The sequence below is a fragment of the Acinetobacter sp. YK3 genome (assembly GCF_001729365.1).
Lineage (GTDB): Bacteria > Pseudomonadota > Gammaproteobacteria > Pseudomonadales > Moraxellaceae > Acinetobacter > Acinetobacter vivianii.
Window position 1 is genome coordinate 1 of record NZ_LZPJ01000143.1, and the last position, 5776, is coordinate 5776.

The window sequence follows — 5776 nt, forward strand, 5'->3', positions numbered from 1 at the left end:
ATATTGACGAAGTCGTACAATGGTAAAATTTTAAAAAAATTTATGTGTGATGAAATGAAAAATAATAATAATTTTTAGATAATTATGTTGATTTTTCATCCTTATATTCTTTTATAAATATAAATTTTAAAAATATATATGGATCTAAATGCTAAAACCTCTTCAATGTTCTATATCTGTATGTTCGCCTTCCTTCTGAAAACATACTCTCATGACTTTATTATCGATTTCGTAGCTTCATCAATATTGACTTCCAAACAATATCACAATGTTTTTAAAAAGAAAAAATAGAAATATACTACAACCAGCGAAGTTTATTAGAGAACCTCTGTCTTTATTGAATTAAGTGTATTGCAATTAAAAGACACTCAGTCTAATATCGAGAAACAAGGACAAAATAACTTTCCTTTTCACTAATCGTTTAGACCTTGGTGGTTACCAATGTCTTTTTTTGGACTTATTTATAGACACATGGTCTAATTATTTTAAAATAGTTCAAGAATTAGCTACTTTTCAAGGAGGACTGTAGTCTAGAAAAACCATCTCAATCACTAATAGATAGATGCCCGAATGAATTGGGATCTGATGGATCAACATCAATGTTGAATAATTAAACATGGAAGACGGAACCTACAAAAAAGAGGGTTCCCGATTATTTAAAACCAAGGAAATGGAAACATGAATAAACGAATTTTAGGTGTAGTTTTTGGAACTACGCTTGCATGCTTTCAAGCACAAGCGGCCGAATTCAAATGCCAAGATGATGTAAAACCTGTAAGTTTGACTGCCGAGGAACAAAAGCTGGTAGACCAGTTCTGGGCTGAGTCCCTAGTCTATTTAGACCAATACTTAAAAGCACTTGAAACACCTACTGGTCAATGTAAAGACTCAGCGCAAGCAACGACCCAAACATATTCTTCCGAAACAGGAAAAGCGCAAACACGTTGTATTATGAAATACCGTGATGTAGAACTGGTCGCAAAACATCTCAGGGCTGTACTAGCCGAGCCAGATAAAGCAAAAGCATGTTTCGACCCACAAAAAAATTATAAAGATTTCACCCTCTACACCCCTAGTTCACAAGTACAAAATTTATCAGCAACTTCAAAATGGATTAACCGTCCATTACTGACTGATTACTACAAAAAAATGGGGGGTGCAATTGGTGCAGCAGGCTTAGAATTGAACGAAAATTTCTTAGCAATTACATCACGCACCGACACTAAGTCACACTGGACGAAGGATGTCAGTATCAAAGGATTACCAACGCTTTGGTCTTCTGTGGGTTGGATCCCGTTTTATGCTGAGAATGCAAATGCGGGAAGCGACCGTTTCCGTGGCGGTTATCTTTATGCGGAAGTCATGGGGCCTTGGGGTAACTTGCGAATTAAGGAAATTGATGGTGAAAAAGTAGGTGCAGAAATTGGCATGACCGTACATTTATTCAATACATCCTATCCCTACCATTATCACCACCCTCAAGAGATTTATATGACACTGACCAAACCTCAGTGTATTGATCAAAATAAGTTTATGGTGATGCATTGGGACAGCGACCAATTCAAACAAAAACGCAGTGATAAAGGCTGGAACGTTCAGATCGATGGGTCAAAAGGTAAATGGAAAAAGTGGTTTTCCAATCAGGATCCAGACCAGAAGTGGCTCACCTACTTTGAACGTAATTCAATTCATGCATTCCATGCACTTGAAGGTTGCAATCAGACGATTCAAAATTCTGGTTTAGTTACAGTTTGGGCTCGTACAACAGGACAGGATAATGAGCAATCCACACGGTTGTGTCATCCTCTATCGGGTGATCCAAAAGATATAAAGAAAATGAAACCTGAAGAACAGGTAGTCTGTGACTTACACGACTGGAAGCCATAAAGATGGATAAAATTATGACAAGAATATTCGCAAAATCCGCTTTAAGCTTTTTATTAATCTCAATGTCTCTACCAACCACTGCTGGCATCACTTTTGGTGATACTCAAAATAAACTTGGGGCAGTCACAGTTTCAGGAACATTACGAGCTAATTATCAAGACAAAGATTATGGAGAATCTGCTCCTGATCAGAAGATTAAATTCGATGCAGCCATTTTAAATGTAGCTTATGAATCACCATACTGGTTTGGTAAACTCCAATATCGCTGTTACCAATACGATAAACTCTGTGATTTCTCAACATTAGTACAGGCTTATGCAGGATACCGCTTAAATACTACTGATAATATTACAGTCGGGTTACAACCAATTCCTTTTGGTCCGGGTCGCTATTGGGATAGCAGTTTCTATGCAGGTATTAACAATACCATGGGCCTACAAGATGCTTTAGATTTAGGTGTAAACTATCACTTTGAAATGCCGACCGAGACTAAATTGGATTTGGCTTATTTCGCAACTGATGGTGGTAATTACCACGGAAGTAGCAAAGATTCAGCACGCTATACTGCTAATGTGGTTAACTCATCTGATCCACTTAAAACCAATCTAAATGAAAAAAATATGTGGATGGCACGTATTGATCAATATCTTAAGTTTTTAAGTACAGATGATTTAAAAGTATCGGTAGGAGGAAGCTACTGGCATTCAGATATTGAAAATAAAAAGACATCTACCGATGGAAATCGAAACACTTGGGCTGTGTTTAATCGAATTAACTATAAAAACTTGAATGTGGTACTCACAGGAGGCAAACAGTCGATTAGCAACAAAGATGTCTTAAGCCCAGCAAGTTCTTCTTTTGGTTCGTTTGACAGTGAATACGATATTGCCAATAAAGGCTATTTCTATACAGTTGATACAAGTTATACCTTTAAGAACGTCCGAGATTCACTCAACATAACACCCTATTTTGTATTTAGTGGTTTCAATAAAAAAGAACCCGGCTTTGATAACTCACAGCGTAATATCGTAGGTGTAGTATGGGACTACAAAAGTATTTCGTTTTATACCGAATATTTAATGAGTAAAAACGATCCATTTATTGGTGGAACGGGCAACTCACTTGCAGCAGGTGACGATGGAAAATGGAATAAATTATTGAACATCATGTTCCAATATAACTTTTAGTTCTTTGTTATAAAGAAAGCTATAGACAGCTAACTACATTGATAGCTGTCTATCTTAATCATTCACTTCATCTATTTTCAAACTTGAACTGCCATATTCTTACTTAGTAACATGATCTATAACTTCTCTAATAAAAACCTGCTGATTCACTCATCAATCTAATTCGCTGAAACAATGGCTTCTTGTTAATTAACACCATTACATAAGGTTACCGTAGATGCTTTGGGTCATCAAAAACTCACAAGCCATGTAGAAGAGATTTCACCTGCTGCCGGCTCTAAATTTAGTGTCAAAAAATCAAATAATGCGACAGGAAACATTACCAAGATAGTACAGGGCATCGCAGTACGAATAGCAATAGATCCAAAAAAAATTAAATCGCTTAAGTCATGGAATGTCTGTGATTACCACGGTAATGAATTAACACTTATTCTTTTCAATGAATGCGCTTAAGAAAATCAATCTGATTAAGTGCTATTTATTTAAAATTTTCTTTTAATGCATTAATTAAGATATTTAATAAAGGCGCTTGCTGACGTCTGTGCGGATAGTACAAGTGATATGTTTCATAACATATTGTTCATATGTTTGTACTCACATGTCTTTTGCTTCTGCAAGCAGCAATTTTTGTTGTGGACCAACCCATTGTCCACCTAGATCAATAGCGTTTCCACAAATCTCTCCTGTTTTAGGTCACCCACCAATTCTATCTCTTGCTTCTAAAAGCAAAACTTTTTTACCTACCTTTTTTAACTCGGTCGTCGCTTTTAAGCCTGCTAAACCAGCGCCAATAACCGAGTCCCCTTGCTGAATCGCTGCTTTAACAATTTCAACGCCCATTCCGCGTATCGTACCTGTCACAAACCAAATATGTTTCATTGTGCTACTCCAACATCTCGAAAAAAAACAGGCCACTTTAAAGTGACCTGTTGAGTTACTTAAAGTACGGTGTGATTAAAGTTTTGTGCTAAAGAATGGAACCAATTGAGCTACCGCTTCATCAACAAAATTTAATTTGTCGTAAAGAGACATGTGATTGGCTCCGACTACAACATAAAGTTGCTTATCGGTACTAGCTGCACGATTAATCAAGTCCTCACTCATCCATTTACTACCTGCTACACTGCCTGCAATGGCCAATAAAGGTTGAGTAAAAAATGCTTCAGCTTTGTTATAGGCATCATAAGTAATGATTTGAGTTAAACTACGTGCAGTAGCAAAACCCGGTGCATTTGGGTGTTCAGCACGTGGGGTATGGTAATACTCCCATGCTTCACGCAATTCTTCATTAGGTGCATCTTCTTCTCTCAATGGCGCAAGCGGAATCGTTGCAATTTCGGCACCACTGGCATCTGAGGTGCGGGCATCTGTACCTGCTTGGATATAAGGGAGTGCATCTGCATCTTTAACATTGTTTTCCCAGCCATTACGGAACATTTGACCAATGTTAACTGCACTCACCATACCCACCGCTTTAATACGGCGATCATTGATTGCAGCATTTGCGGTATAACCTGCACCTGCACAAATCCCCATCGCACCAATACGTTTATTGTCGACATAAGGCAGTGATGTTAAATAGTCAATCACAGCACTGACATCTTCAGTACGAACATACGGATTTTCTAACTGACGAGGCAAACCTGTACTCGCGCCTTGATAAGAAGCATCGTAGGCAATCGTTACAAAGCCATGCTCAGCTAACTTACGCGCATATAAACCAGCCGTTTGCTCTTTAACACCTCCGCCTGGATGGCTCACCACCACCGCAGGATAAGTTTTACTTTCATCAAAACCTTCAGGGAAGTTGATCACTGCTGCAAGGGTAATCCCTTGACCATTATGATTTTGGATACTGATTTCTTTTGACATTTTCATGTTCCTCTATTGAGATTTTTTGTGTTTCAAACTTAAAGATGTGCGTTAAAAAATGGGATTACTTTTGCCATTGCTTTAGCAACAGGCTCAGGTCGATCGTATAATTCGTAATGCGATGTATTTTCTAAAACTAATAGCTCTTTTTGTGTCGATGCCGCGCGACGTACAATTTCATGACCATCACGATAAGCACCAAATGCACCTGGCTTGTCACCAATTACCACTAAGATCGGTTGTGTTAATAGAACTTCAGCCAAGTGAAATGCATCCCAGCCTAAAGCAACACTCATACGAGAGAATAAGGCACTGGTTGCGCCATTGGGTTGCTGACCACGCGTAGTTTTGTAGTATTCCGTCGCTTCGAGTGGATCAATATCGGTAATTCCCGCTTTTTTACCTTCTTCTACAGATGGTGGCAGTAAATCATTCACCAATAATGCTGCACCGCGAGCTTCGGCAGTACGTTGTTGCGCGATGGCTTCAAGCCCTTCAATTAAAGCCGCACCTGTTCCACCATAACCTTCACGGGTCATACGCCCAAAGTTCACGCCAGTAATTGAGGTCACGGCTTTAATACGCTTCTCTGTCATCGCCGTGTTGAGTACATAAGCACCACCGCCACAGACACCTAAAGCACCAATACGATTTTCATCGACAAAATCTTGAGTGACCAAATAATCGACGGCATAACGAATATCTTCAACGCGGTGATATGGATTTTCTATAAAACGTGGTTCACCACCACTTTCACCTTGGAATGATGCATCGATGACTAGCACCACAAAACCAGCATCCGCTAAGGCTTGACCATAAATATTGCCTGA

4 protein-coding genes and 2 pseudogenes are annotated in these 5776 nt (G+C 38.7%); 3 read left to right on the top strand and 3 right to left on the bottom strand.

Going from position 1 to position 5776, the window contains the following annotated elements; translation table 11 throughout:
• The first annotated feature begins 678 nt into the window (after positions 1 to 678).
• The 3 genes and pseudogenes from dddY to A9Z07_RS18080 all read left to right on the top strand — a co-directional run.
• The gene (dddY, locus tag A9Z07_RS16740) at positions 679 to 1887 is read left to right on the top strand and encodes a dimethylsulfonioproprionate lyase DddY (protein ID WP_069579915.1); all 1209 of its coding nucleotides are present in this window, start codon (positions 679 to 681) and stop codon (positions 1885 to 1887) included.
• A 14-nt stretch (positions 1888 to 1901) separates the two neighbouring features.
• Complete coding sequence (locus A9Z07_RS16745; RefSeq protein WP_069579919.1) at positions 1902 to 3074, top strand: hypothetical protein; 1173 nt, start codon at positions 1902 to 1904, stop codon at positions 3072 to 3074.
• Positions 3075 to 3284: 210 nt separating this feature from the next.
• Positions 3285 to 3498, top strand: a pseudogene (locus A9Z07_RS18080) (HlyD family secretion protein); the annotation flags it as partial.
• A gap of 173 nt (positions 3499 to 3671) precedes the next feature.
• On the opposite strand, the pseudogene A9Z07_RS18140 reads toward A9Z07_RS18080, so the two are convergent.
• The 3 genes and pseudogenes from A9Z07_RS18140 to A9Z07_RS16760 all read right to left on the bottom strand — a co-directional run.
• Positions 3672 to 3914 (bottom strand): annotated as a pseudogene (locus tag A9Z07_RS18140) (FAD-dependent oxidoreductase); the annotation flags it as partial.
• Between the two features lie 114 nt (positions 3915 to 4028).
• Positions 4029 to 4946: an alpha/beta hydrolase gene (locus tag A9Z07_RS16755; RefSeq protein ID WP_069579917.1), complete on the bottom strand. Its 918-nt coding sequence runs from the start codon at positions 4944 to 4946 to the stop codon at positions 4029 to 4031.
• Positions 4947 to 4984: 38 nt separating this feature from the next.
• The coding region (locus A9Z07_RS16760) for an alpha/beta hydrolase (RefSeq protein ID WP_069579918.1) at positions 4985 to 5776 on the bottom strand (792 nt) is incomplete at its 5' end.